The organism is Bradyrhizobium sp., from assembly GCF_030646015.1.
Lineage (GTDB): Bacteria > Pseudomonadota > Alphaproteobacteria > Rhizobiales > Xanthobacteraceae > Bradyrhizobium.
The window spans coordinates 94,492-115,401 of record NZ_JAUSLT010000019.1; the positions used below are offsets into that span (position 1 = coordinate 94,492).

Below are 20,910 nucleotides of genomic sequence, written 5' to 3' on the forward strand. Positions count from 1 at the left end.
ACCTACGCAGTCGGTTCCACGCCCGGAACCTCCGTTTTTGCCGGACACATCAGCGATGGACGACTGGATCGACTATTACGATTCCACGCATACAATTTATGCGAGCAGGCTGCATCGCGACCTGCATTTCCAGATCATCGCCCGGGACATCATCGGCTACATCTCCTCCCCGGACGCGGTGGTACTGGACTACGCCTGCGGCGAAGCGCTGTCCGCAGCCAAGGTCGCCGACGCCTGCGGCAAGCTTTATCTCGCCGAACCGGCACCCGGCGTGCGCGGCCGGCTGATCGCGCGCTTTGCCCCGATCACCAAAATCAGGGTGCGCTCGCTCGACGACCTCCGGAACATGGAGGAAAAATCCATCGATCTCGCGGTCATGAACTCGGTCGCCCAATACATGACGCCGGCCGAACTCGACCAGGCCTTCGCGGTGATCAAACGGCTGCTGAAGCCCGGCGGCCGGCTGGTGGTGGGCGATATCCTGCGCCCCGAAGTCGGCATGATCAGGGACGTGACGGCGCTGTTGCGCTTCGCGCTCACCCACGGGTTCTTGAAGGACGCCCTGATCGGGCTGGTCTCGACCGCGCTGTCGGACTACCGGCAATTGCGCGCCAAGGTGGGCTTGCAGCGCTACAGCGAGGCCGAGATGGTGGCAAAACTGGCCGCCAGCGGATTCACCGCCTCGCGCGCGCACGTCAATATCGGCCACAACCCCTGGCGGATGACCTTTGTGGCGCGCCACGCGTTCTGACCGGCCCGTTAGGGTTAATCAACGGCAAGCATGGCTCACGGCGGCGTGATCGGCGATGATCGGCGCGGCCCGGTGGCGGAAAGCGTCGACGCGGGAGCAGTGCAATGCTCTTTATCCTGGTTCGAATCCAGGCCGGGCCTCCAGCCTTCGCTGCTGCGCAGCTTCGGCTGGGCAAGCCAGCCCTAGGCGGGCTTCCGGCCATCCCCCAAGGCGGGCTTGTCCCGCCATAGCCCGCAGGGCGAAGGCGGAAAAAATGCCGGTTGATGGGGCCTTTAAGACCCTTTCGCGGGTGCGGAATCTGGTCTAAAGACCACCCGCGCGCGAGGTTGATCCCAAGCGCCGGGTTTGAGGGACGCGCGACAGGCGCGCCCTTTTTTTGTGCCCAGTTCCCAGCCCCCAAGACTTGACCCCGAGACTTGATGCCCAAAAGAACCGATATCTCCACCATCCTGATCATTGGCGCCGGTCCGATCGTGATCGGCCAGGCCTGCGAATTCGACTATTCCGGCACCCAGGCGGTCAAAACGCTGAAGGACGAGGGCTACCGCATCGTCCTGGTCAATTCCAATCCGGCCACCATCATGACCGATCCGGAACTGGCCGACGCCACCTATATCGAGCCGATCACGCCGGAAATCGTCGCCAAGATCATCGAAAAGGAACGCGGCGACCGTTCCAGGGGTTTTGCCTTGCTGCCGACCATGGGCGGCCAGACCGCGCTGAACTGCGCGCTGTCCCTGCGCAAGCAGGGCACGCTGGAGAAATTCGACGTCGAGATGATCGGCGCCACCGCAGATGCCATCGACAAGGCCGAGGACCGCCAGCGGTTTCGCGAGGCGATGACCAAGATCGGGCTGGAGACGCCGCGTTCGGTCCAGGTCAAGACGCTGCCGGACGCGCTGCGCGCGCTCGACGTGATCGACTTCCCGGCCCTGATCCGCCCCTCCTTCACCATGGGCGGCACCGGCGGCGGCATCGCCTACACCAAGGCGGAATTCATCGAGATCGTCGAACGCGGCATCGATGCGTCGCCGACCTCCGAAGTGCTGATCGAGGAATCCGTGCTCGGCTGGAAAGAGTTCGAGATGGAGGTGGTGCGCGACAAGAAAGACAATTGCATCATCATCTGCTCGATCGAGAACCTCGATCCGATGGGCGTGCATACCGGCGATTCCATCACGGTGGCGCCTGCGCTGACCCTGACCGACAAGGAATACCAGATCATGCGCGACGCCTCGCTGGCGGTGCTGCGCGAGATCGGGGTCGAGACCGGCGGCTCCAACGTGCAGTTCGGCGTCAATCCGGCCGACGGCCGCATGGTCGTGATCGAGATGAATCCGCGGGTGTCGCGCTCCTCGGCGCTGGCCTCGAAGGCGACCGGCTTTCCAATCGCAAAAGTCGCCGCCAAGCTCGCGGTCGGCTACACGCTGGACGAGATCGCCAACGACATCACCGGCGGTGCGACGCCGGCGTCGTTCGAGCCGACCATCGATTACGTCGTCGTCAAGATCCCGCGCTTTGCGTTTGAAAAGTTTCCCGGCGCCTCCACCACGCTGACGACCTCGATGAAGTCGGTCGGCGAGGTGATGGCGATCGGCCGCACCGTCCAGGAGAGCCTGCAAAAGGCGCTGCGCGGCCTCGAGACCGGGCTGACCGGGCTCGATGAAATCGAGATCGAGGGCCTCGGCCGCAGCGACGACAAGAATGCGATCCGCGCCGCCCTGGGCACGCCGACGCCGGACCGCCTGTTGCAGGTGGCGCAGGCGATGCGGCTCGGCTGGAGCAATGAGGAGATCTTCACCTCCTGCAAGATCGATCCCTGGTTCCTCGCGGAGATGCGCGGCATCGTCGAGATGGAAAGCAAGATCAAGCAAAGCGGCCTGCCCACGCATGCATTCGGCATGCGCACCCTGAAGGCGATGGGCTTTTCGGACGCACGGCTCGCAGTATTGACCCAGGCCACCGAGGCCGCCGTGACGGCCCAGCGCCAGGCGCTCGGGGTTCGCCCGGTGTTCAAGCGCATCGACACCTGCGCCGCCGAATTCGCGTCGCCCACCGCCTATATGTATTCGACCTATGAATCGCCGTTCGCCGGCGCGCTGGCCGACGAGAGCGCGCCGACCAGCGCCAAGAAGGTCATCATCCTTGGTGGCGGCCCGAACCGGATCGGCCAGGGCATCGAGTTCGATTACTGCTGCTGCCATGCCTGCTTCGCGCTGCACGACGCCGGTTATGAAACCATCATGATCAACTGCAACCCGGAAACGGTGTCGACCGACTACGACACCGCGGACCGGCTGTATTTCGAGCCGCTGACCGCCGAAGACGTGCTGGAAATCATCGCCACCGAACGCAAGAACGGCACGCTGCATGGCGTCATCGTTCAGTTCGGCGGCCAGACCCCCCTGAAACTGGCGCGTGCGCTGGAAGCGGCCAATGTGCCGATCCTCGGCACCTCGCCCGACGCCATCGACCTCGCCGAGGACCGCGACCGCTTCAAGCGCGTGCTCGACAAACTGCGTTTGAAGCAGCCGAAGAACGGCATCGCCTATTCGGTCGAGCAGGCGCGGCTGGTGGCGGCCGATCTCGGCCTGCCGCTGGTGGTGCGCCCGTCCTACGTGCTCGGCGGCCGCGCCATGCAGATCATCCGCGAGGACAACCAGCTCAGCGACTATCTGCTCGGCACCTTGCCCGAGCTCGTCCCCGGCGACGTCAAGGCGCGCTATCCGAACGACAAGACCGGCCAGATCAACACCGTGCTCGGCACCAATCCGCTGCTGTTCGACCGCTATCTGTCCGACGCCATCGAGATCGACGTCGACTGCCTGTGCGACGGCAAGGACACTTTCATCGTCGGCATCATGGAGCATATCGAGGAAGCCGGCATTCACTCCGGCGATAGCGCCTGCTCGCTGCCGCCGCATTCGCTGGATGCTGCGATGATATCGGAGCTGGAGCGGCAGACCCGCGAGCTGGCGCTCGGCCTCGACGTGGTCGGGCTGATGAACGTGCAATACGCCATCAAGGATGGCGACATCTACGTGCTCGAGGTCAACCCGCGGGCGTCGCGCACCGTGCCGTTCGTCGCCAAGGTGATGGGCATGCCGGTGGCGAAGATCGCGGCGCGAATCATGGCCGGCGAGAAGCTCGCCGACTTCAATTTGAAGAAGCGCAAGCTCGGCCACGTCGGCGTCAAGGAATCGGTGTTCCCGTTCGCCCGTTTCCCCGGCGTCGATACCGTGCTCGGCCCGGAGATGCGATCGACCGGCGAGGTGATGGGCATCGACCGCTCGTTCGAGGTGGCGTTCGCCAAGAGCCAGCTCGGCGGCGGCACCCGCGTGCCGCGCAAGGGCACCGTGTTCGTTTCGGTTCGCGAGATCGACAAGGTCAGGATCCTGGACGCGGTGCGGCTGTTGTTTTCGCTGGGCTTCAAGGTGATGGCGACCTCGGGCACCCAGCGTTTCCTCGCCGACAGCGGGGTGCCGACCGAGAAAGTTAACAAGGTGCTGGAGGGACGGCCGCATATCGTCGATGCCATCATGAACGGCGACATCCAGCTGGTCTTCAATACCACCGAAGGGCCGCAGGCGCTGGCCGACAGCCGGTCGTTGCGGCGCGCTGCCCTCTTGCATAAAGTGCCATATTACACCACTCTTTCGGGCGCCGTGGCGGCCGCGCAGGGGATCCGCGCCTATCTGGGCGGGGACCTTGAGGTCCGCACGCTGCAGAGTTACTTTTCCGAAACCTGATCCTTTGACCGGGCGCTTGCGCCCGGCAAACAGATCGGCAGTGAATCCGCATGACTGGAACTCGCCAGGCATGAGAGGGTTCTGTTTCGGCGTTTGTGCGTGCCGCGGATTGGTCCGCATGAAGTTGAAGGACGAAGAGCTATGATGGAAAAGGTTCCGATGACCGCGGGCGGCTATGCCGCCCTCGAAGTCGAGTTGAAGCAGCGCCAGTCGGTGGACCGTCCACGGATCATCGAGCATATCGCCGAGGCGCGCTCGCATGGCGATCTGTCGGAGAACGCGGAATATCACGCCGCCAAGGAAGAGCAGTCGCACAATGAGGGCCGCATCGCCGAGCTCGAGGACAAGCTCGCGCGCGCCGATATCATCGACATCTCCAAGCTAAGCGGCGATACCATCAAGTTCGGCGCCACCGTCACCCTGGTCGACGAGGACACCGAAAAGAAGGCGGTGTGGCAGATCGTCGGCGAACCGGAGGCCGACGCCAAGAAGGGCCGTATCTCCATCACTTCGCCGCTGGCGCGCGCGCTGATCGGCAAGAAGAAGGGCGCATCGGTGGAAGTCGTGGCGCCCGGCGGCGCCAAGGCCTACGAGATCACCAAGGTCGAGTGGCGCTGATCGCCCGAAGCGGGCTTTCAATTCTGCCAGCATGAAACGGCCGGGATATTTCCCGGCCTTTTTCATTTGTCCGGTCGGCGCCGCCACGGCAAGATGCAGAAAGTTGTCAGGCGGCTGACCCATGCAAATCCTGACAGGGCGCGCGGAGAGCAGCATGCGGCATGGTCATCTCACCGCGCTTTTCATCCTCGCGGCGATCTTCGCGTGGACCGGAGGTGCCGCTGATGCCGCCGACATCAAGGTCCCGCCGCGCCGCGCACCTGCAGATGTTCAGGTGCAACAAGGCCCGGCGAACTGCAGCCGGTGGACCGACCAATGCGTGAACTGCTCGCGCGGCGCCGAAGGCGGGCCGCCGGTCTGCTCCAACATCGGCTTTGCCTGCCAGCCGCAGGCCATCCGCTGCCTCAGCCCGGACGCTCCGAAGCGCGCCCCCTCGAAAAAGTGATCGGGTTATCGCAACACTTTGCTTGCGGTGTTATTCCCATGCTGCTTTGCGAAACGCGGCGGATTTCTTGCGGTGACATGCTTTCCCTCGAAGTCGCGACACGATACGAATTGAACGCATTAAACTTTGGGGGGAGACGACATGGACGCATTCGACAAGATATTGGGGAAATGGCAGCCGACGGCGCTGAGCCTGCTGCGCATCATTACAGGCTTGCTGATCATCCAGCATGGCATGGGAAAGTTGATCGGCTTTCCCGTCGTTGCGATGTACGCCACCGTCAAGCCGCTGTCGCTGATCGGCGCGGCCGGCTTCATCGAACTGATCGGCGGCGCGCTGCTGATCATCGGCCTGTGCACGCGTCCCGTGGCTTTCATCCTCTCGGGCATGATGGCGTTCGCCTATTTCATCGGCCACTTTCCGAAGGGCTTTCACCCGCTGATCAACGGCGGCACGCTGGCGGCCCTGTACTGTTTCGCCTGCCTCTATCTGGCGACGGCAGGTGCTGGACCGTGGAGCGTTGACGCTTCGATGAAAAAAGCCTGAGGGGATGACCATGGACAAGTTGAACAGGACGCTTGCGGGCTTTGAGCCGATGGCTCTCAGCATCTTCCGCATCATGACGGGATTGCTGCTGTTTCAGTATGGCGTCGCCAAAATCCTGAAATTTCCGGTGCTGCCCTATTTTGCCAATATTCCGCCGCTGATTACCGCCGCCGGCGCGATCGAACTGGTCGGCGGCGCGTTGCTCATGCTGGGGCTGTTCACGCGGCCGGTGGCGTTCATCCTGTCGGGCCAGATGGCGTTCGCCTATTTCATCGGGCACATGTTCAAGGGCGCAACACCGGTATTCATCCCGCTGTTGAACGGGGGCAATGCAGCCATCCTGTTCTGCTTCGCCTGCCTTTATCTCGCCTGTGCGGGCGGCGGCCCGTGGAGCGTGGACGCGATGATGCGCGGCAAGCGCTGACATCGGCATTCGTCATTGCGAGCCAACGGCTCGCAATGACGGCGGCACAAACGCCTGGCGTCAGCCCGGCACTTTCAATTGCAGCGGCATCGCCGTCGCGTTGTGCTGCTTTACGAGCCGCAGCGGATTTTCCTGCGGTGGTTGCTTTCCCCGGAAGCCGCGACGCGATACGAATCGGACGCGTCTTATTCCTGGGAGGCAATCTTGACCGAAGCACTGGTGGGGTTCGCGCCGCGCGCGCTGAGCCTGCTGCGCGTCATGACAGGCTTGCTGATCATTCAGCATGGCATGGCAAAGACCATCGGCTTTCCCGTGGTGCCGTCCAACGCCAATATCCAGTTGTTCTCGATGATCGGCGCGAGCGGATTCGTCGAACTGATCTGCGGCGCGCTGTTGATCCTCGGGCTGTGGACGCGGCCGGCGGCCTTGATCATCGCCGTGGACCTCGCGTTTTTCCTCATCACCAGGTACTTGCCGAAAAGCTTTCACCCGCTGATCGCCGGCAGCACGCTGACGATCCTGTACCTCCTCAGCTGCCTCTATCTGTCGAGCGCCGGCGCGGGGACGTGGAGCGTCGATGCGTCGCGCTCGAGCGGGGCGGCCATGGACAAGTTCAACAGCACGCTCGCGGGCTTCGAACCGACGGCTCTCAGCATCTACCGGATCTTCACGGGATTGCTGCTGTTTCAGTACGGCCTCGCCAAAATCTACAAAATTCCGGTGCTGCCCGCTTTCCTCAATATTTCACCGCTGGTCACGGTCGCCGGCGTGCTCGAACTGGTGGGCGGCGCTTTGTTGATACTGGGGCTGTTTACGCGGCCGGTGGCCTTCATCCTGTCGGGTCAGATGGCGTTCGCTTACTTCATCGGACACATGTTCGAGGGCGGGCTCGCCGCACCGGCGTTAATCCCGCTGCTCAATGGCGGCAACGCGGCGATCCTGTTCTGCTTCGCCTGCTTCCATCTCGCCTGCGCCGGCGGCGGGCCGTGGGCCCTCGACGCGACGCGCGGCAAACGCTGAGCGCCGGCGTCGCTGTAACTCAGCCCGGCACTTTCAATTCCAGCGGCACCGCCGCCTCGTATTTCGAATTGTGCAGCACCAGCGAGGTCCGGACGTTGCGGACATGCGGCGCCGCGGTCAGGTGGGTGACGAAATCCTGAAACGTCGCCATGTCGGGCGCGACGCATTTCAGGATGAAATCGACCTCGCCCGACAGCATCCAGCATTCCCGCACCAGCGGCTCGGCGCGCACGAACTCCTCGAACGCGCGCAGGTCGGCATCGGTCTGGCTGGACAGGTGCACCGAAGCGAACACCGTGACGTCGAAACCGAGCCGGCGCGGATCCAGCAGCCCGCGATAGCCCTGGATATAGCCGGCCTCCTCCAGCGTCCGGACCCGGCGCAGGCAGGGCGGCGGCGAAATACCGACACGTTTGGCCAGTTCGACATTGGTGATTCGGCCATCGGCCTGGATTTCGGCGAGGATTTTGAGGTCGATCTCGTCAAGATTCTTCGACACGCGGGTCCAGGTCCTGGCTAAGCGGCTTGTGGGATGGGTATCGGCAACACTCTTAGCCCAGCTCGCGCGGCTTGCGCAATTTTATTGCGCGTGCGCTGCGCCATTTTTCCACCTCACGGGGAAAATTCGCGGATATGGATTGCAATTCTTGCATAGCTCGCCAGATGCCCTATCTTGGATTTGACACTTTCAGCGCCGCCGCGATGGCTATCCGGGCGCATTCCGCGCAAGCGCTGGCCAAATTCCCTTAAGAGAGGGACCTGCCTCTATGCCTGCCCCCATCCATGCCAAGGTCGTCATTATCGGTTCCGGCCCGGCCGGCTACACCGCGGCCATCTATGCCGCGCGCGCGATGCTCGAACCCGTGCTGATCCAGGGCATGCAGCCGGGCGGCCAACTCACCATCACCACCGACGTGGAGAACTATCCGGGTTTTGCGGATGTGATCCAGGGGCCGTGGCTGATGGAGCAGATGGAAAAGCAGGCGGCCCATGTCGGCACCAAAATGGTCACCGATCTCGTCACAAGGCTCGAACTGGGAGAGCGGCCGTTCCGCCTGACCTGCGACAGCGGCGACGTCTATCTCGCCGAAACCGTCATTCTCGCCACCGGCGCGCAGGCGCGCTGGCTTGGCACGCCGTCGGAAGAGAAATTCAAGGGCTTTGGCGTCTCGGCCTGCGCGACCTGCGATGGATTTTTCTATCGCGGCAAGGAGGTCATCGTGGTCGGCGGCGGCAACACCGCGGTCGAGGAAGCGCTGTTCCTGACCAATTTCGCGTCGCAGGTGACCATCGTGCATCGCCGCGATCATTTTCGCGCCGAGCGCATCCTGCAGGACCGCCTGTTCAAGCACCCCAAGATCAAGGTGGTGTGGGACAGTGCCATCGACGAAATCTGCGGCACCGAGAATCCGGGCAAGGTCACCCATGTCAGGCTCAAGAACGTCAAGACCGGCACCCTGACCGAGCTTGCGGCCGACGGCGTCTTCATCGCGATCGGACATGCGCCGGCGACCGAACTGGTGCTCGGCCAGGTCAAGCTGAAGCCATCGGGATATGTCGAGGTGGCGCCGAACTCGACCGCGACCTCGGTGCCGGGCGTGTTCGCCGCCGGCGACGTCGCCGACGAAACCTGGCGGCAGGCGGTCACCGCCGCCGGCCTCGGCTGCATGGCAGCGCTTGAGGCCGAACGCTTTCTCGCGCTGCGCGCCAGCGACCGCGCGGCGGCGGAATAACCATGCCAAGATCTCGAACACGCGACGGATTTACCGATATGGATTGGGACAAGCTGAAGGTGTTTCACGCGGCGGCGGAAGCGGGCAGCTTCACGCATGCCGGCGAGCAGCTTGGGCTGTCGCAATCGGCCGTCTCCCGGCAGGTCAGCGCGCTGGAGCAGGAGCTCTCGGTGTCGCTGTTCCATCGCCATGCGCGCGGCCTGATCCTCACCGAGCAGGGCGACCTGTTGTTTCGCACCGCGCATGACGTGTTCATGCAGCTGCAGGCGGCGCGCGCCAAGCTCACTGACAGCCGCGAGCGGCCGAGCGGCGATCTCAAGATCACCACCACCCCGGGCGTCGGCATCAACTGGCTGATCCCGCGGCTCGGCGAATTCACCGCGCTCTATCCGGAGATCCGGATCCAGCTGATCGTCACCGACGAGGAACTCGATCTGTCGATGCGCGAGGCGGATGTCGCGATCCGCACCCGCAAGCCGACGCAGCCGGACCTGATCCAGCGCAAGCTGTTCGCGATGGGCTTCCATGCCTATTGCTCGCCGGAATACATCAAGCGCTTCGGCACGCCACGCACCCTCGACGAGCTCGATGCGCATCGCATCATCACGCTCGCCGACGGCCAGGTCGCGCCGCATCTGCAGAACCGCAACTGGCTGGTCGAGGCCGGACGCAACGGCTCCGGTCCGCGCGAGGTGTATTTCAAGGTCAACAATATCCTCGGCTTGGTGCGCGCCTGCCAGCAGGGCCTCGGCATTGCCGCCCTGCCGGACTATCTGGTCGAGGAAAACAACCGCCTGGTGCAGCTGTTCGGCGAGTCGGATTCGATCCAGCTCGACACCTATTTTGTTTATCCCGAAGAGTTGAAGTCGGTGGCGCGGGTGCAGGTGTTCCGCGACTTCGTGGTCAGCAAGGCGCAGCGCTGGCCGTCGTAGCCTGCCGGTGTTTTCACGAACCCCCGGTCTCCGCATGACTGACATGCGACTTGGACGGTTGCTGCGAGGCACCAACGCGGATCATAATGTCTTTACGCTGAGTTTTCGTGTTGCGCATTTGTCCCCCTCCTCCAGTGGCGCGAGCGCTCAGTAATCCCTCTTGGAAGGTGATTGTGTCGGCCTCACGTGGCCAATACCTTAAGCCGGGCTCGTTCGAGCCCGGCTTTTTTTTGCGCCTGCGACGTACGCGCGCGGCCGCAGCTCTCGCCGTTGACAGTTTTGCGTTTGACGATCATCATTCGCGGATGATCACGATTTCGTGCAAGCTGACGCTGTCGAAAAAAGGTCCCCTTCCGGGGACTGGAGATCGACGCGCGCGATAGGCTTCACGCTCACACGATCCTCAAAACCCCGCCGTCTGGACGGGGTTTTTTATTGTCCCGTCTCCGGCTTACCCCCCAAGGAGATGGACCCATGACTGACCTTCGATCGCAATTGCAGGGCCTGTGGCTGCCCCTCGTCACGCCGTTCCGCGATGGCGAAGTCGACGAGACATCGCTGCGCCGGCTGGCCCGACACTACGCGGCCGGACCGGTCGACGGCTTGATCCTGACGGCCACCTCGGGCGAAGGCATGACGCTCGGCATGGCCGAACTGGAGCGGGTCGTAGCAACAGTCCGCGACGGCATCGCCGACGGCGGACGCACGCTGCCGGTCTGCCTCGGGCTGTCGGGCGCCAGCACGTCGAAGATGCAGGATGCGCTGGATGAGACGGCCGACTGGCCGATCGACGGCTACCTGATCGCCAGCCCCTATTACGTCAGGCCGTCGCAACGCGGCCTGCTGCAGCACTTCACCGCGCTGGCGGACCATGCCGCGTGGCCGATCGTGCTCTACAACATTCCCTACCGCACCGCGGTCAATATCGAGAACGAGACCATGCTGCGGCTCGCCGAACATCAAAACATCGTCGGCCTGAAGGATTGCGGCGCCGACCGCGCGCAATCGATCGAACTGCTCAGGCAGCGGCCGGCCGGCTTCAAGGTTCTGACCGGCGAGGACGCGCACTATTACGAGGCGCTCACCGACGGCGCCGATGGCGCCATCCTGCTGTCGGCCCACATCGAGACCGACAGCTTCGCGGCGGTGCGCACGGAGTTGCGGGAAGGCAACCGCGACGCCGCACGCGCGCGCTGGGAAAGCCTTTCCGAACTCACCACGCTGCTGTTCGCCGAGCCGAGCCCGGCGCCCGCAAAATACTGGCTGGCGCGGACCGGGCTGATCGCGCGCGCCGACGTCCGCCTGCCGATGGTGGAGGTGAGCGCGGAGCTGGCGGCGCGGCTCGATGCGGAGATGCAACGACGAACGGCAGCGTCAACCCGCGCGGCATAGCCGGGACACCGCTCCTCATCCCTCCCCTCGTGAACCCCTTGTAGGAGGGACGAGCAAGACGCGTTCGTTGAAGCGGCCGCAGCCCCCGCAATCAACCCGCTCGATTCGGCTGGTTAATGCGTGGTGAAACCGACAGTTCAAATTCAGCAGATAGCGAGGCGTCGTCCTTAGAGTTTGAGGCTTAATTGAATCCCCATAACAAAAAACGGGGGACGCCAATGACCACTCAATCGATCACGAATGCCAAATATCCGGTTTGCGCACGGGCCCGGCGAATGCAGGACGTTTGGCTGGTGTCGTCATTCGGCCTGTGGGCCGCCATTCTCGGCCTGTCGCCGGTGCTGGCGTTCCGCCTGCTGATGAGCTGAAGCGACCTGACGTGCGCATCGTCGTTAATCGGCGGTAGCACTTGTGGTCAAATGCGAGCGAAATCGCGACCGGCTTTTTAAAATTCGACCTGTATCAATATCCCCCACAAGACAAAAAAAGCGGGGGCGTCATGAACATCGAGAACAATACCTTCCCTGAACCTCAGGGTTTTTCCGTCCAGGACATTCTCTGGGCGGTCGGCGTCTGGTCGGTGATCCTGTGCCTGTCACCGGTGATCATCTTCTACATGCTGATGGTGGCGTGAGATCTTTGCCCTCCCCTGGAGGGTAAGCGCAGGCACAAAAGAAAAACGCGCGGAAACCGCGCGTTCTTTGTCAGACTTGCAGTGCGGCAGAACTTGCCGTGCGGCAGAACTATGCCGCCTGCTGCTTGTGCATCGCGCCGGTCGCGGATCCATTGCCGCGAATGGCCTTCACCGAGCGCTCGATCGCAGCCCATAGCCGGCTGATTTCCGCCGCCGCGCGACCCTCGGCGTCGTATTCGCGCGCGCCTTCGCCATGGCTGAGCGCCATCAGGAGATCGGCACGGTTGGTGATCTGCCCGCCCCACACCGGCGCGCGGAATTTGGCCAGCGCTTCCCGCGCGATGGTGACGATCGGGCTCTCCGCCTCGTCGCGGCGTGCCGGCGCGCCGTTGATCACGACCGCATAGGGTTTTCGCGCGGCACGGCAGGTTTGAATGGTTTCCTGCACGGCGTTGACGTCGAACACGCCCGGCCGCGCCGGAATGATCACCATGGTGGCGTTCTTGATGGCATCGTCGACCACGGCCGACAAATTCGGCGGCGTGTCGATGAATACCCACTCGAAGCCGTCGCGCTTGGCGGCGGCCACGATCCCGCTCACGGAATTGACGGCGGTCTTGATCGTGGGTTCGTTGGTGCCGCGCAGCTTGTGCCAGAGTGTCAATGACCCCTGCGGATCGGCATCGACAAGCAGACAGGGCTTCGTAACCTTATGGACATGCGCAGCGAGATGGGCGGCAAGGGTACTCTTTCCCGAGCCGCCTTTACGCGATGCGAAAACAATAACGTTCATACCTTCGCCTCCAGATTGACCCCAGATGGCGAAAATGAATCAGCACGCTGATTCGTGAAAGAAAAATTTACCGCTAAAGTGGACGAAGCCCCGGATTAATCGGCGGAGTGGGCTTTTGAGTCACACCATGCGCTGCAGCAGACTCAAAAAGTGAATCGCGACAGCGCTGGAAGTGAGTCACTGCGCATTTTTTACGCGCTCACGCTCGGCTTTTGCGCGTTGACGCACTTCCCACTTGCGTTCGATCCATCCGAGCGACTGCGCCATCGGCTTTTGTAGGATCGGCACATCCTGGGCGAACAAAACGAGTCCGAGCGGCAGCATCCAGAGTCCCAGGATCGGCAAGAAGCTGAAGATGCCGCCGATCATCAGCAAGATCGCCAGCGGAATCCGCACCAGGATCGACGACGGCTTGCGTAGCCAGCCGATGAATCTGGCCGGTCCCGGCGGAAGTTTGTCCTGAAACCAGGCAAAATGCCGATCAAGCTCCTCCCTGGAATGTTCACCCACTGAATCTCTCCTTGCCTTCAGATGGGGATCCGAGGCACCGACGCAAGGCGTCGTTCCGTGGTGCCAAGCATCCGCGGGCGGCGTTGTTCCGGGTCACATGAGGCGAATGTCGAACGAGCCCGCGCGCACGTCGCTGCTTTTTCGCGTTCAGGTTGCCTTCGGCTTCGCAGGCTTGCCGGGTTTCTTCGCCTTGGCGCTGGCCGGCTTTCGCGCCTTCGCCGGCGTGATGCCGAGAGGCTTTCCCGCACGGACCGAGCTGACTTCGGAGGGCTCGGGCCGGAAATGCGCCCGGCAGCCAGGGCTGAGCTGGGATTTTTGCTGGATCATGCAGACCGTGATGCGGTCGACGTCCGGGATGTAGGCGCCGCACAGGCGCATCGCATCGCCGGTGCAGGCCTGCTCCTGCTCGGGGGAATAGGCCTGGCTCGCCGCAGGCCACATCGAGACCGCAAGCGCGGTCGCGAGCATCAAACCAAACTGGAACTTGCTGGACCGGAGCACGAACATGAATCCTCCCAAGAATCCTCCCAAAAATCCACTCGAGGATCCCTTCGAGAATCCCCTCAAGCATTAATTGGGAGAATTGTGGGTGAACCGCGGCGGATTGGCAAGCAGAGGTCAAGCGCGGGGTGCGGGGTCGCGGTGGATAGCGTCCTGGTACAGTTGGGTGGGTACTGCCAACATTCAGACAGATGATTGATAAACCTAACGTTTTCGCCCGCGCGTTTGCTTCGTTTGTAGTACCTTTTTGTATTTTCAGCGAGGCCTATGTGCGTCCACGTACCGCTGCACGATGCTCGCGCCACGAGGTCCAATCAACAGGCTTCGGAGACCCAATTATCGTGAGCTGGCCGGGATTAGTCCTCTCCGTAAAGACCACTAGATTGGTGCAATCCCATCGCGCGCTTGGAACTACCAGTCCTGTAAACCCGAGAAACACAGTGGCATCGGCGATTTCCTGCGTGCGACTGTACCCTGACTTCCTTAAAGGGGTTTTGTCGAATGCGCTTGTGCTCACGAGCCCAGCTAAATACGCGCCGCGACGCCGACAGCCAAATTTCTCGAACGGTGCTGGGGCCTCGCTCGTTATTGACCAGACCGTGCACCCACGTACGCGCAACGTCCTCAGTGATACCATCCGCCCCCACTTCGGCGAATTCACGCTGCATTGCGAGGAAAACCGCCCTCCATCTAGTCACAGTCTTCGGCGCGGGCTTCGTCGCGAGTACGAAGGCCTCGAACAATTCCCAGCAACTGACACCCTTACCCCTAGCCGGACCATCGGTGAACGGAGGGAAACTGTCAGGTGTGTCATCACGGGAGTAATCGCCATTGGCACGCCGCTCCAGCACCGAAATCGCCAACAGCAGGTTGTCGCTGACAGCATCCACAAAGAGCGCGTAAGCGGTGGCGTTCAATGCAATACCGGAGCTGGCAAGGAAGGTTGCCACACGGGCCAACTCGGCAACCTGTGGCCTCACCGCTTCGCGAACCTCCGGCTCCTTCGCCCACTCCCATTTGGGGTCAGACTTATGGTTCTCGTGGTAGCTATCTGGTGCCTCGGGGTGGATCACATTCCAAACGAAGTGGTTGCTCATCTCCTGCCAACGCTTGGCTGGACCGGGGTCGTTCTCATGCTGTCCGACGAACCATGTGTACCAACGGCCTGCGAGTGCAATCGCGTTTAATCGAGTGAGCGGCTGACCTGAGCCGTTCTTCTTTGATCGCAGCGTTGCAATGCGCGTTTCAATCTCTGCTCCCCACTCTCCGAGTTGCGTCTTTGCTTCGTGTGACGCTGTGTCCGCTGGCAGTTTGAGATGCGCTTCACGTTTCACGCCATACAGGCGTGCGTACTCCTCGCGAACATCTTCGGGGATGCCTTTGCGTGCAAACCATCGACCATCAGCAGCACGATTTAACGCGACCATCCGTAATGCCATTTGTAGCGCCTTTTGTATTTTAGCGCGGGCAAATACATCAGGTCTATCAGTACGTTGCTGAAACCACAGAGGAATTTGTTGTGGTGGTACAGTTGGGTGGGCTCGAACCACCGACCTCCTGTTCCACAGACAGGCGCTCTAACCAACTGAGCTACAACTGCATCCTTGGCGAGCCCTTGAAATGGGGTCGCCGAACGGGGCGGAAACTAGGTGCAACGCCGCCCTTTGGCAAGGCCGGTGGATGCCCCGTAAGGGTCGATTCGGAGGCGGTAAAAGTTCACGCTTCGCAGGCCTCGCCGGGCAAAAACCCGCACGCCTCGCCCTCGACGCAGTCCCTCGACGCAGTCCCTTGGCGCAGCGCCCAAACAAAAAGCCCGGGCTGGCCGCCCGGGCTTTTTTTGGAATGCGAAACGGGCCTATCAGGCGGCCGGCTTGAACAGCTTCGACGCGCTGGCCTTGATCGGCTCGGCGGTCTCCGCCGCAACCTTCTGGCTCAGCTCGGCAAGTTGCTTGGTCTGGGCGGTGAAGGTTTCGAACTGCTTCTTGGCGTGCGAGGCCCAAAGCTCCATCGCCTCGGTGGGCGATTTCACGCTGAACAGCTCCTGTGCGAAGTCCAGGCTCGCGGTGCTGTTGGCTTTCATGATTTCCATCAGCTTGGCGGAGTATTCGCTGGCGCCCTTGCTGACGGTCGTGAACACCGCCTCAATGGTGCCGTTATGGGTCTCGGCGGCATCCTTGAACTTGGCGTAGCTGTCGCGGGCCTGCGAAACGCCCTTTTCGGCGAACGCACGCATTTGCTCGGGGACTTCGAACGGGATCACGGAAGCAGAGAAAGGATCGTTATTGGCCATTACTTGCATCCTTCGCGTTGGGTGAAAAATGTGACCCCTCACACGCCCCCGGCGCCCACCGGAAAACGTCGAACTGATCACGCAGAACGGGAATGCCCATTGTCGGGCAACCAACAGATAACACCCTTAACATGTCAATTTTGTGCATTGCAATGCGATTTTCACCGCAATGCCGCATAGCAGGGGCCAGCCGAACGCACGTTCCGGCTGCGGAACCCGCCAAAATCAACCGTCGGAAGGCATTTGTCAGCTTTTCGGCTTGGCGGCGTCCATCGCCGCCTTGCTGACGATCTGGCCCATCTCGCTGGCCTGCTCGGCCAGCGACCGCATCTGCGCCTGCACATATTCGGTATGCAGCCGCATGATTTCCGTCAGATCCTTGGCGTGCAGCAGCGATTGGGCATAGTCCAGCGACGCCTGGACGTTCTTTTCGGCGTAGGACATCGCCTTGGCGCCGATGTCCTTGGCGCCGGCGGCAACCGCCTCCCGCTTCTCCTCGATGGTTCCGGCGGTCGTTTGCGCGCCGCTCAGGAACTTCTCGAAGGCCTGGCGGGCCTGGTCGAAGCCGGCCTCGGCCATCGACCGCATTTCCTTGGGAGTCTCGAAAGGGTCACGTCCTTGTTCGCTCATGGTCCCACTCCTGTTCGGTATCCGAAGGCTGTCCACGGCCCCGGTTCCCCGTTCCCATGTCAGGATAAAGGGCAAATAGCCTCGCCGATATGACGCGACATCCGCCTGTTCCCATCGTGGACCTCTGGACGCCGTTTGCAACAGCCCAACGCCAAAGCCCGGCGCAGGGTTCAGCCGGATTAAGGTTATCTCCGCTTTGGGCGGCAGCCCGGCCGCAAACCGTGGACCTGACCTTGGCGGCGGGCGATACTAAGGGTTCGTTAAGGCTGTCATCGTTTGGCCGCCGAACTCTGCGCCATCGTCTTAGCCAAGGCCCAACCAGTCAGCCATGTCACCACGATGAACAATGCGGAATTCCAGTTGCGAGGCGTCGGCGATCCGAGGCTGGCCGTGCATGCCACCAGTGCGCTGCCGGTGTGGCTGTGGTCGACCGACGGCACCCGGATCTGGTGGGCCAATGCGGTCGGTGCCAGGCTGTTCGGCGCGGCCAACGGCGCCGTGCTCGCCGGCAGGATTTTCGGCCCCGCCGACCAGCACCGGCGCCAGGTGGCGCAACTCGCCGGGCGGCTGTCGCCCACCGGCGCGATCCGGCTGGAGCGGCTGCGCGGTTTCGGCGCACCGCTCGGCACCCTGATGACCTGCGGCTGCGCGCGGCTCGAATTCGCCGACGGCAACCACGGCATCCTGATCGCCGCCGCCGAAGCGGTGGGCCGCGCGATGCCGCTGGTCGAACGGCTGCAGCGCCTGGTCGAAGGCATCGATTCGCCGATCGCGGCGTTCGCGCGTGACGGCATGTTCGTCGGCGCCAGCGACGCCGCGCGGCCGCTGCTCGGCTTTCGCAATCTCTCCGAGGCCGGTCTCGACGAGGCGCGCAGCAACGCGCTCGCCCAAGGCCGCGTCGAGACCCCGGTCGGCATCGGCCACATGGTGCTGCAACGCGTCGGCACCGGCGCGGATGTCGGGCTGGTGGCGCTGATCGCGCCGGCGCCTGCCCAGATCGCTCCTGAACAGGTCGCTCCTGAAGACGTCGCGTCGTCTGATCACGAACAGCCGGCGGTCCCGGACGCAGCCCCCGCCGGATTCGCGCTGGTCGACGAGTTCGCGACATCGTCGCCGGAAGAGACGGTTGCCGCCCTGCCGCCGGAGCCCGTGCAGCAGGTCGCGCCGCTGGCGGACCTGCCGGCGCCGGACTACGAACGGCCGGCGATGTCGGGCGAAGCCCCGGCCGAGTTCGCGCTGATCGACGAGTTTGTGGAGCCGGCCCAAGCGACTGCTGAAGCCCCGGACGCCGGGGACTTCGTCGAGGAGCCACCCGAAGAAGATATCGACCTGCAGTCGGTGCTGCAGCTCAACTTGCCCCAAGTTGAATCTCACGTCGAGGCTTCACCGATCGAAGACCAGGTGGAAGCCGCAAAGCCCGATGCCGGTGTTGATCTGGAGCAACCTTCCCGCGATGTCGAAGCCGTTGCCGAAGCGACGGCGCCTCTGCCCGCGGAGCAAGCTGCATCCGCGATGGAGGCTTCCATGTCACCGGCAAACCAATCCGAAGCCACCGGCGCGCCGTCATGGCTCGACGAGCCACCCGCCGCGCGGGAGCACCCGCTGCGCTTCATGTGGCAGATGGATGCCGAAGGCCGCTTCTCGCTCGGGTCCGATGAATTCACCCGCCTGATCGGCGCCCGCACCGCCGCCGGCTTCGGACGGCCGTGGAGCGAGATCGCCGAGACGTTCGGGCTCGATCCCGACGGCCGCGTCGCCAGGGCAGTCGCCACCGGCAGCACCTGGAGCGGCATCACGCTGGACTGGCCGGTCGATGGCGGCGGCCGCTTGCCGGTGGAACTGGCGGGACTGCCGACCTACGATCACACCGGAAAACTTGCCGGCTATCGGGGGTTTGGGGTTTGCCGCGATCTCGACGGGCTGACCCGGCTCGCCGCGCAGCGCCGCCACGAATTTTTCAACCCGCCGCCCCCACCGCAGCCGCTTTCGGCCGATATCGTACAGGCCGGTCCGGCCAGTGATTCGCCCGCCGCCGCGTTGCCCGACATAGCCGTTGTTGCGTCGTCCACTACGTCTGAATTGCCAGCATCGATTGCCGCCCCGACTTCATACCAAACCGATTTGGAAACGACCGTGGAAAGCTCCGAAACGCTCAAGAACGTCCTGCCGTTTCGCCCGATCAGCGAACCGAAATCACCGGTCCTGACCCCGGTGGAGAACAGCGCCTTCAACGAGCTCGCGCGGCAATTGTCGGCGCGGCTCGAGGCCGAGACCGGCGCGGCGGCAATGGCTGATCTGTCCGACGCGTCAGACGATGTTGTCGGGCCGGTCGCGGCGGCCGAGCCGGTCGAAGCGCCGGCTGAAACGCCGGAGTGGCTGGCCCCGCCCGAACCGCCGGCGCGCGGCGAGACCCGGCGCGACAAGATGCTGCTCGACCTCGTGCCGGTCGGCGTCCTGATTTACCGGCTTGACCGGCTGCTCTATGCCAATTCAGCGTTTCTGGCGCGGATCGGCTATGACAGCCTTCACGCCCTCGAAGAGGCCGGTGGCCTCGACGCGCTCTATGTCGAACCCGGCGTCTCCACCGCTTCCAGCACATCCGATACCGGCACGCCGGTGACGATTTCCGCGAGCCAGGATTCGCCGGACCAAGCGCCGTCGCCGGCGACCGATGCGCGGCTCTATACCATCGCGTGGGACGAGGATTCGGCGCTGGCGCTGATCTGCTCGGGCGCCGCCGGCGAAGGCGCCGCGATCGCCGCCGCCATCACGCAGGCGGTCCCGGCCGGCGCGCCTTCGAGCGAGCCCTCAGCCGTCGGTCACGCCAATGCCGAGGAGCTCGGCGCCATTCTCGACACCACGGCCGAAGGCATCGTGATGTTCGACGGCGAAGGCAACATCAATTCGTGCAATCGCAGCGCCGAGGCGCTGTTCGGCTACGACGGCGCCGATCTCGTGCAGCGCAATCTCGCCGAGCTGTTCGCGCCGGAAAGCCAGGGCGTGATGCAGGATTACCTGGAGAGCATCAAGGGCGCCGGCGTCGCCAGCCTGCTCGACCACGGCCGCGACATGCTGGGCCGTGTGCGCGGCGGCGGCATCATCCCGCTGTCGATGACCATGGGGCGGACGCGGCCCGACGGCCCGAATTTCTTCGCGGTGTTTCGCGATCTGTCGCAAGCCCGCAAGAACGAAAGCGAGCTGCAGCAGGCGCGGCGGCTGGCCGAGCGCGCCGCCAACGCCAAGGCCGACATGCTGGCGCGGATCAGCCATGAGGTCCGCACCCCGCTCAACGCCATCATCGGCTTTGCCGAAGTCATGATCGGCGAACGCTTCGGCTCGCTCGGCAACGAGCGTTACGTCGAATACATGAAGGACATCCGCGCTTCCGGCGAGCGCGTCATCGCCATCATCAACGATTTGCTCGATCTCTCGCGGATCGAGACCGGCAAGCTCGATCTGGCTTTCACCAACCAGAACCTCAACGAGCTGGTGGAGAGCTGCGTCGCGGTGATGCAGCCGCAGGCCAACCGCGAACGCATCATCATCCGGACCTCGCTGGCGCATGCGCTGCCGCCGGTCATCGCCGACGCCCGCGCGCTGCGCCAGATCACGCTGAACCTGATCGGCAACTCGATCCATCTCGCCAATGCCGGCGGCCAGGTCATCGTCTCCACCGCGCTGTCGGATTTCGGCGAGGTGGTGCTGCGGGTCCGCGATACCGGACACGGGCTCAACGACAATGAGGTCGCCGCCGCGATGGAGCCGTTCCGCAACCATGCGCCGTCGGATCAGTCCTCCGACGGTTCCGGCGTCAGCCTGTCGCTGACCAAGGCGCTGGTCGAAGCCAACCGCGCGCAATTCCACATCAAGACCGGCCCGCATTCGGGCACGCTGATCGAAGTGGTGTTTTCCCACGCAGTGGCGAAGGCCTGAGTTCGATCC

20 protein-coding genes, 2 tRNA genes and 1 pseudogene are annotated in these 20,910 nt (G+C 63.3%); 15 read left to right on the forward strand and 8 right to left on the reverse strand.

The annotated features are described in order from the left end of the window. The first annotated feature begins 55 nt into the window (after positions 1 to 55). From Q7T45_RS02135 to Q7T45_RS02175, 9 genes and pseudogenes are all read left to right on the forward strand, one after another. Complete coding sequence (locus tag Q7T45_RS02135; RefSeq protein ID WP_304866935.1) at positions 56 to 751, forward strand: class I SAM-dependent methyltransferase; 696 nt, start codon at positions 56 to 58, stop codon at positions 749 to 751. Between the two features lie 66 nt (positions 752 to 817). Beyond that, positions 818 to 894: transfer RNA gene (locus Q7T45_RS02140), tRNA-OTHER, on the forward strand. 276 nt (positions 895 to 1,170) lie between these two features. After that, on the forward strand, positions 1,171 to 4,500 hold the full coding sequence (carB, locus tag Q7T45_RS02145; protein ID WP_304866938.1) for a carbamoyl-phosphate synthase large subunit: 3,330 nt from the start codon (positions 1,171 to 1,173) through the stop codon (positions 4,498 to 4,500). A 141-nt stretch (positions 4,501 to 4,641) separates the two neighbouring features. Next, positions 4,642 to 5,118 carry a transcription elongation factor GreA gene (greA, locus tag Q7T45_RS02150; protein WP_184257210.1) on the forward strand — a complete coding sequence of 159 codons (477 nt, stop codon included), beginning with the start codon at positions 4,642 to 4,644 and terminating at the stop codon, positions 5,116 to 5,118. Between the two features lie 154 nt (positions 5,119 to 5,272). Then, positions 5,273 to 5,563, forward strand: a complete 291-nt coding sequence (locus Q7T45_RS02155; protein WP_304866946.1) for a hypothetical protein — start codon at positions 5,273 to 5,275, stop codon at positions 5,561 to 5,563. Positions 5,564 to 5,704: 141 nt separating this feature from the next. After that, a complete protein-coding gene (locus tag Q7T45_RS02160) occupies positions 5,705 to 6,109 on the forward strand; it encodes a DoxX family protein (RefSeq protein ID WP_304866950.1) in 405 nt (134 codons plus the stop codon). Between the two features lie 10 nt (positions 6,110 to 6,119). After that, positions 6,120 to 6,533 (forward strand): DoxX family protein, encoded by a 414-nt coding sequence (locus Q7T45_RS02165; protein WP_370691192.1) that lies wholly within the window; start codon positions 6,120 to 6,122, stop codon positions 6,531 to 6,533. Between the two features lie 219 nt (positions 6,534 to 6,752). Beyond that, positions 6,753 to 6,974: pseudogene (locus Q7T45_RS02170) on the forward strand (DoxX family protein); the annotation flags it as partial. A gap of 162 nt (positions 6,975 to 7,136) precedes the next feature. Then, positions 7,137 to 7,553 (forward strand): DoxX family protein, encoded by a 417-nt coding sequence (locus tag Q7T45_RS02175; protein WP_304867145.1) that lies wholly within the window; start codon positions 7,137 to 7,139, stop codon positions 7,551 to 7,553. Positions 7,554 to 7,572: 19 nt separating this feature from the next. Here Q7T45_RS02175 and Q7T45_RS02180 read toward each other — a convergent pair whose 3' ends face one another. Next, positions 7,573 to 8,052: an Lrp/AsnC family transcriptional regulator gene (locus tag Q7T45_RS02180; protein WP_304743931.1), complete on the reverse strand. Its 480-nt coding sequence runs from the start codon at positions 8,050 to 8,052 to the stop codon at positions 7,573 to 7,575. Positions 8,053 to 8,320: 268 nt separating this feature from the next. Here Q7T45_RS02180 and trxB point away from each other — a divergent pair, with 268 nt between their 5' ends. From trxB to Q7T45_RS02205, 5 genes are all read left to right on the forward strand, one after another. Beyond that, a complete protein-coding gene (gene trxB / locus Q7T45_RS02185; protein WP_304866959.1) occupies positions 8,321 to 9,286 on the forward strand; it encodes a thioredoxin-disulfide reductase in 966 nt (321 codons plus the stop codon). A 38-nt stretch (positions 9,287 to 9,324) separates the two neighbouring features. After that, positions 9,325 to 10,218, forward strand: coding sequence for a LysR family transcriptional regulator (locus tag Q7T45_RS02190; protein WP_304739641.1), 894 nt, complete (start codon positions 9,325 to 9,327; stop codon positions 10,216 to 10,218). Positions 10,219 to 10,692: 474 nt separating this feature from the next. After that, a complete protein-coding gene (dapA, locus tag Q7T45_RS02195) occupies positions 10,693 to 11,610 on the forward strand; it encodes a 4-hydroxy-tetrahydrodipicolinate synthase (protein ID WP_304866962.1) in 918 nt (305 codons plus the stop codon). A 218-nt stretch (positions 11,611 to 11,828) separates the two neighbouring features. Further along, the gene (locus tag Q7T45_RS02200; protein ID WP_304739472.1) at positions 11,829 to 11,978 is read left to right on the forward strand and encodes a hypothetical protein; all 150 of its coding nucleotides are present in this window, start codon (positions 11,829 to 11,831) and stop codon (positions 11,976 to 11,978) included. 131 nt (positions 11,979 to 12,109) lie between these two features. Then, the gene (locus Q7T45_RS02205; RefSeq protein ID WP_304866966.1) at positions 12,110 to 12,244 is read left to right on the forward strand and encodes a hypothetical protein; all 135 of its coding nucleotides are present in this window, start codon (positions 12,110 to 12,112) and stop codon (positions 12,242 to 12,244) included. Positions 12,245 to 12,353: 109 nt separating this feature from the next. On the opposite strand, the gene Q7T45_RS02210 is transcribed toward Q7T45_RS02205, so the two are convergent. From Q7T45_RS02210 to Q7T45_RS02240, 7 genes are all read right to left on the reverse strand, one after another. Next, on the reverse strand, positions 12,354 to 13,037 hold the full coding sequence (locus tag Q7T45_RS02210) for a ParA family protein (RefSeq protein WP_304739475.1): 684 nt from the start codon (positions 13,035 to 13,037) through the stop codon (positions 12,354 to 12,356). A 177-nt stretch (positions 13,038 to 13,214) separates the two neighbouring features. After that, the gene (locus Q7T45_RS02215) at positions 13,215 to 13,547 is read right to left on the reverse strand and encodes a hypothetical protein (RefSeq protein WP_304866971.1); all 333 of its coding nucleotides are present in this window, start codon (positions 13,545 to 13,547) and stop codon (positions 13,215 to 13,217) included. Positions 13,548 to 13,694: 147 nt separating this feature from the next. Continuing rightward, positions 13,695 to 14,054 (reverse strand): hypothetical protein, encoded by a 360-nt coding sequence (locus Q7T45_RS02220; RefSeq protein ID WP_304866974.1) that lies wholly within the window; start codon positions 14,052 to 14,054, stop codon positions 13,695 to 13,697. Positions 14,055 to 14,313: 259 nt separating this feature from the next. Next, a complete protein-coding gene (locus tag Q7T45_RS29005) occupies positions 14,314 to 14,685 on the reverse strand; it encodes an RES domain-containing protein (protein ID WP_370691195.1) in 372 nt (123 codons plus the stop codon). Positions 14,686 to 15,571: 886 nt separating this feature from the next. Beyond that, positions 15,572 to 15,648, reverse strand: a tRNA-His gene (locus Q7T45_RS02230). 258 nt (positions 15,649 to 15,906) lie between these two features. Further along, positions 15,907 to 16,338 (reverse strand): phasin, encoded by a 432-nt coding sequence (locus tag Q7T45_RS02235; RefSeq protein ID WP_304866980.1) that lies wholly within the window; start codon positions 16,336 to 16,338, stop codon positions 15,907 to 15,909. Between the two features lie 246 nt (positions 16,339 to 16,584). Further along, a complete protein-coding gene (locus Q7T45_RS02240) occupies positions 16,585 to 16,968 on the reverse strand; it encodes a phasin (RefSeq protein WP_304866983.1) in 384 nt (127 codons plus the stop codon). A 339-nt stretch (positions 16,969 to 17,307) separates the two neighbouring features. On the opposite strand from Q7T45_RS02240, the gene Q7T45_RS02245 reads away from it, so the two are divergent. Continuing rightward, positions 17,308 to 20,901: a PAS domain-containing protein gene (locus tag Q7T45_RS02245; protein WP_304867149.1), complete on the forward strand. Its 3,594-nt coding sequence runs from the start codon at positions 17,308 to 17,310 to the stop codon at positions 20,899 to 20,901. Positions 20,902 to 20,910: the final 9 nt, after the last annotated feature.

Coding starts and splice junctions, on each gene's coding strand:
- Q7T45_RS02245 (WP_304867149.1), top strand. CDS start 17,308: ATGAACAATGCGGAATTCCAGTTGCGAGGCGTCGGCGATCCGAGGCTG.
- trxB (WP_304866959.1), top strand. CDS start 8,321: ATGCCTGCCCCCATCCATGCCAAGGTCGTCATTATCGGTTCCGGCCCG.
- Q7T45_RS02200 (WP_304739472.1), top strand. CDS start 11,829: ATGACCACTCAATCGATCACGAATGCCAAATATCCGGTTTGCGCACGG.
- carB (WP_304866938.1), top strand. CDS start 1,171: ATGCCCAAAAGAACCGATATCTCCACCATCCTGATCATTGGCGCCGGT.
- greA (WP_184257210.1), top strand. CDS start 4,642: ATGATGGAAAAGGTTCCGATGACCGCGGGCGGCTATGCCGCCCTCGAA.
- Q7T45_RS02210 (WP_304739475.1), bottom strand. CDS start 13,037: ATGAACGTTATTGTTTTCGCATCGCGTAAAGGCGGCTCGGGAAAGAGT.
- Q7T45_RS02220 (WP_304866974.1), bottom strand. CDS start 14,054: ATGTTCGTGCTCCGGTCCAGCAAGTTCCAGTTTGGTTTGATGCTCGCG.
- Q7T45_RS02165 (WP_370691192.1), top strand. CDS start 6,120: ATGGACAAGTTGAACAGGACGCTTGCGGGCTTTGAGCCGATGGCTCTC.
- dapA (WP_304866962.1), top strand. CDS start 10,693: ATGACTGACCTTCGATCGCAATTGCAGGGCCTGTGGCTGCCCCTCGTC.
- Q7T45_RS02240 (WP_304866983.1), bottom strand. CDS start 16,968: ATGAGCGAACAAGGACGTGACCCTTTCGAGACTCCCAAGGAAATGCGG.
- Q7T45_RS02135 (WP_304866935.1), top strand. CDS start 56: ATGGACGACTGGATCGACTATTACGATTCCACGCATACAATTTATGCG.
- Q7T45_RS02190 (WP_304739641.1), top strand. CDS start 9,325: ATGGATTGGGACAAGCTGAAGGTGTTTCACGCGGCGGCGGAAGCGGGC.
- Q7T45_RS02175 (WP_304867145.1), top strand. CDS start 7,137: ATGGACAAGTTCAACAGCACGCTCGCGGGCTTCGAACCGACGGCTCTC.
- Q7T45_RS02235 (WP_304866980.1), bottom strand. CDS start 16,338: ATGGCCAATAACGATCCTTTCTCTGCTTCCGTGATCCCGTTCGAAGTC.
- Q7T45_RS02205 (WP_304866966.1), top strand. CDS start 12,110: ATGAACATCGAGAACAATACCTTCCCTGAACCTCAGGGTTTTTCCGTC.
- Q7T45_RS29005 (WP_370691195.1), bottom strand. CDS start 14,685: ATGGTATCACTGAGGACGTTGCGCGTACGTGGGTGCACGGTCTGGTCA.
- Q7T45_RS02160 (WP_304866950.1), top strand. CDS start 5,705: ATGGACGCATTCGACAAGATATTGGGGAAATGGCAGCCGACGGCGCTG.
- Q7T45_RS02155 (WP_304866946.1), top strand. CDS start 5,273: ATGCGGCATGGTCATCTCACCGCGCTTTTCATCCTCGCGGCGATCTTC.